Annotated in this window: 5 protein-coding genes; all 5 read right to left on the reverse strand. The window is 72.6% G+C overall.

Translation table 11 applies throughout. From position 1 onward, the window contains the following. Window positions 1–781 (reverse strand): flagellar motor switch protein FliM (locus CWIS_RS17275; RefSeq protein WP_231583993.1); only part of this gene is annotated, 781 nt, incomplete at its 3' end. A gap of 198 nt (window positions 782–979) precedes the next feature. Continuing rightward, entirely contained in the window at window positions 980–1,498 is a 519-nt protein-coding gene (gene fliL, locus CWIS_RS17280; RefSeq protein ID WP_048344599.1) for a flagellar basal body-associated protein FliL, read from the reverse strand. Between the two features lie 5 nt (window positions 1,499–1,503). After that, window positions 1,504–2,406, reverse strand: coding sequence for a flagellar motor protein MotB (locus CWIS_RS17285; RefSeq protein WP_048344589.1), 903 nt, complete (start codon window positions 2,404–2,406; stop codon window positions 1,504–1,506). Further along, a complete protein-coding gene (locus CWIS_RS17290) occupies window positions 2,403–3,179 on the reverse strand; it encodes a motility protein A (protein ID WP_048344590.1) in 777 nt (258 codons plus the stop codon). Before CWIS_RS17290 ends, CWIS_RS17285 begins: the two co-directional genes overlap by 4 nt. Beyond that, window positions 3,179–3,463 carry a flagellar FlbD family protein gene (locus CWIS_RS17295; protein ID WP_048344591.1) on the reverse strand — a complete coding sequence of 95 codons (285 nt, stop codon included), beginning with the start codon at window positions 3,461–3,463 and terminating at the stop codon, window positions 3,179–3,181. Before CWIS_RS17295 ends, CWIS_RS17290 begins: the two co-directional genes overlap by 1 nt. Window positions 3,464–3,635: the final 172 nt, after the last annotated feature.

Genomic DNA, 3,635 nt, shown 5'->3' on the forward strand with positions numbered 1-3,635 from the left:
TGAGCACGTCACGCGGCTGCACGGTGACGGGGGCGAAGCGGACGCCGACCTCGACGGGCACCGCGGCCACGGCGGTCGCGAGGTCCGCGTGCGCGACCATCGCCTTGCGCCGGTCCTCGGGGCTCGTGGCGACCACGCCGTCCGCGACCTGGAGCGCGTGCACCATGTGCTCGCCCGGGAGCATGAGCGTCAGGGTGTCCTCGCGCTCGCCGACCCGCAGGCGGAACGTCGCCACCAGCACGGCGTCGGTGGCCGCGGCGGCCTGCACGAACTGCGGGTTGTACTGCACGCCGCGGATCTCGAGCCCCAGGCGGGTGATGCCCGCGAACGCGTACTCCATGTCCGCGAGCGCGTGCTCGAGCAGCTCGCGCACGAGCGTCATCTCGATCTCGGTGAGCTCACGGCCCGGGCGGTCGTCGCCGCGGCCGTCGCCACCGAACAGGTAGTCGACCCACACCATCGTCGCGGCGACCGGGAGCTGGAGCACCGCCGTCTGGCGGGTCGGGTCGACCGTGCACAGCACCATCGCGGTCGGCGTCGGCAGCCCGCCGACGTACTCCTCGTACGTGTGCAGCGCGATCTGCTCGAGCTCGAGGCTGCTGACGGCCCGCAGCCGGGCGGTGAGCTGGGTGCCGAACTGCCGCGCGAGCCGGCCGAACGCCATCTCGAGGTGGCGGGCGTGCTCGCGCACGAGGGTGAGCGGGCGGCGGAAGTCGTACGGCTCCACCTGCGGCTCACGGGTGCCCGCGGGTGCGCCCGGGGCAGTGTCGAGGACGGTCACGGCCGATCCATCGGCGGGCAGACGACAGTTGTGAGCAGTTGCCGGGCGATGCTGCCGACGGGTGTCACGCGTCTGCGTGATCTGCGCCCCGTCCGTCCGTGGCCGGGTCCCCTCGCGGGGTGCGCAGCGGTGCGGCGCCCTCCGTGGCGCCCTGGTGCCGCCGGCGCGGGGCCGGCGGGTGCAGTGAGCGGTCGTGCGCTACTGCGTGACGTAGTTGGTCAGGTAGACCGCCATCACCTCCCCGTCGTAGGCCTCGGCGAGCTGCTCGGCCAGCTCGTCGCGCAGCTGCTCACGCGTGGCGGGGTCGGAGATCTCCGCGACCGTGCGCCCGGAGAACAGGGCGATCGCGTGGTCGACGGCGACCGCCGGGTCCGGCGCCTCGTGCGCGTCCGCGGTGAGCTGCAGCGAGAAGCCGAGGCGCAGGTAGTGGCCGCCGGCCAGGTTGAGGCTCACCGGCTCGACCGCGACGACCTCGCCCGGCTCGGGCGCCTTCTCGACCTCGGCCCCCGTACCGGTCGGGCGCAGCAGGAACCACCACGCCGCGGCACCGGCGATCACGACGACCAGCGCCAGGACGACGAGGAGCGGCGCCTTGCCGCGCGGCTTCTTCGTCTTCTCCGGCTCGGACTCCGGTGCGGGGGTCCCGATCTTGGCCCCACCGATCTTGCCGGCGCCGATCTTGACGCCGGACCCGACCACACGCTGCTCCACGGGCACGGCACTCACTCCTTGGTCATGGCGGGCAGCAGGGCCCGCACGGTCTCGGGTGCGTCGGACAGGATCACCAGGTCCACGCGTCGGTTGGTCTCCATGGCCGCGCCGCTCTTGCCGCCCACGAGCGGGCGCTGGTCCCCGTACCCGACGGCCATGATGCGGCCGCCCGGCAGGGCGTCCTTCTCCACGAGGTGGCGCAGCACCTGCGTCGCACGGTCGGCGGACAGCTCCCAGTTGGTCGCGTACCGGCCGGACACGGGCAGCACGTTCGCGTGCCCCTCGACGGAGATGTGCTCCTCGAGGGCCTTGAGCGTGGGGCCGGCGATGTCGAGCACCGCGCGGGCCGTGGGCGTGAGGTCGGCGCTCGCGGCGGCGAAGAAGACGTCGTCGGCGACGAGCCCGAGCACGAGGCCGCGCTCGTCGACGCGGAACCGCACGGCGTCGCCCAGGCGCGCCTTGTCGAGCGCCTTCTGGATGGTCGCGCGGATCTCGGCCAGGTGGTCCGCCTCGGCGCGCGCGGCGGCGAGCAGCTCGGGGCTCACCGCCTCGGTGCTCTCGGCGGGCGACGGGGACGCGCCCTGGTCACCCAGACCCATGTCGGCGTCGACCATGCCTGCGGTGCCGTTCGCGGTGCTCGTCTCGGGCACCACCGACTGCCCGTCGAGCGTGCCCGCGGAGCCGTCGAGGATCGCGTCGCTGCCGGTCTGGTCCTGGAACCCGGCCGTGAGCGACTGGCGCAGCGCCTCGTACTTCGCCTGGTCGACCTGGCTGATGGCGAACAGCACGATGAACAACGCCATGAGCACCGTGATCATGTCGGAGTAGCTCACGAGCCACCGCTCGTGGTTGACGTGCTCCTCGGGCTCAGGCGACCGGCGACCGCGGCGCTTGCCCGGCGCGTGGCTGCTCACGCCGCCGCCTGACGCGGCTCCGCCACCATGTCGTGCGGGATGAGGGAGCGCAGGCGCTCGCCCACGACGCGCGGGTTGGCACCCGCCTGCACCGCGAGCAGGCCCTCGAGCGTGACCTCCATGTGCGCGCACTCGAGGTCCGAGATCCGCTTGATCCGGGCGCTGAGCGGCAGCCACACGACGTTGGCGGACAGGATGCCCCACAGGGTCGCGACGAACGCCGCGGCGATCGAGTGCCCGAGCGTCGCGGGCTCGGACAGGTTCTCGAGCACGTGCACGAGCGAGATGACCGTGCCGATGATGCCGATCGTGGGCGCGTAGCCGCCCATGTCCTGGAAGTACTTGGAGTTGACCTTCTCCTGCGTGCGCTTGGTCGCGATCCGGTCCTCGAGGATGATCCGCAGGTCCTCGGGGTCGGTGCCGTCGATCGCGGCCTGCAGGCCGGTGCGCAGGAACTCGTCGTCGATGTCGCGCGCGGCGTCCTCGAGCGCGAGCAGGCCCTCGCGCCGGGCGCGGTCGGCGAGCGAGACGACCGTGTCGACCGTCACCGAGGGGTCGGGCGCCTTCGAGCGCAGCGCGCGCGGCACGGCGGCGAACGCGTTCTTGACGTCACGCAGCGTGTGGCCAGCCACGCCGACGCCGAGCGTGCCGAGCCACACCAGCAGCAGCGGTGCGGGCAGCATGATCGACATGGGCTGCGCGCCCTCGAGGATCATGGCGCCGAAGATCGCGGAGAGCGCGACTCCGATGCCGATGAGGCCTGCCGGATCCATCACACGCTCCGGGGTCGAAGAGGCAGCGGGGGCTCGATCCGCTCGTCGTCGTCCCGGTCGGGGACGGCCATGAGCCGAGCGGTGGACCGGAGCTCCTGCGAACGGGCCAGCACCTGGGCCGCACGTTCGTCGATCAGTCCGATGACCTCGACGAGCGGTTCGGCGACGATGTACTTGGTCCCGTCGACCAGCGTGACGATCGTGTCCGGAGCGCTCTCGACCCGCTGGATGAGGTCGGAGTTGATGCCGAACCGGTCGCCGGTGAGGCGCGTCACGACGATCATGGCTGAGTCCCGTCCCTGGTCCTTCGTTGCGGCCGAAGCCGCGTCGGACCCGTCCGTGGGCCCTCGTGTTCTCCATCGGCCGGCACGGCGTGGTTGTGAGACGAATGTTCAACTCGCTGGTCAGAGCGCTGCGAGGACGCTGCGCGCGCGGCGGGGGGGCCCCCCGGGGGGC

Origin of the sequence: Cellulomonas sp. A375-1 (assembly GCF_001040865.1) — a bacterium.
Taxonomy (GTDB): Bacteria; Actinomycetota; Actinomycetes; order Actinomycetales; family Cellulomonadaceae; genus Cellulomonas; species Cellulomonas gelida.

Excerpts from the sequence above, each read along its gene's own strand:
- CWIS_RS17290 (WP_048344590.1), bottom strand. The coding sequence starts at position 3,179 with ATGGATCCGGCAGGCCTCATCGGCATCGGAGTCGCGCTCTCCGCGATC.
- CWIS_RS17295 (WP_048344591.1), bottom strand. The coding sequence starts at position 3,463 with ATGATCGTCGTGACGCGCCTCACCGGCGACCGGTTCGGCATCAACTCC.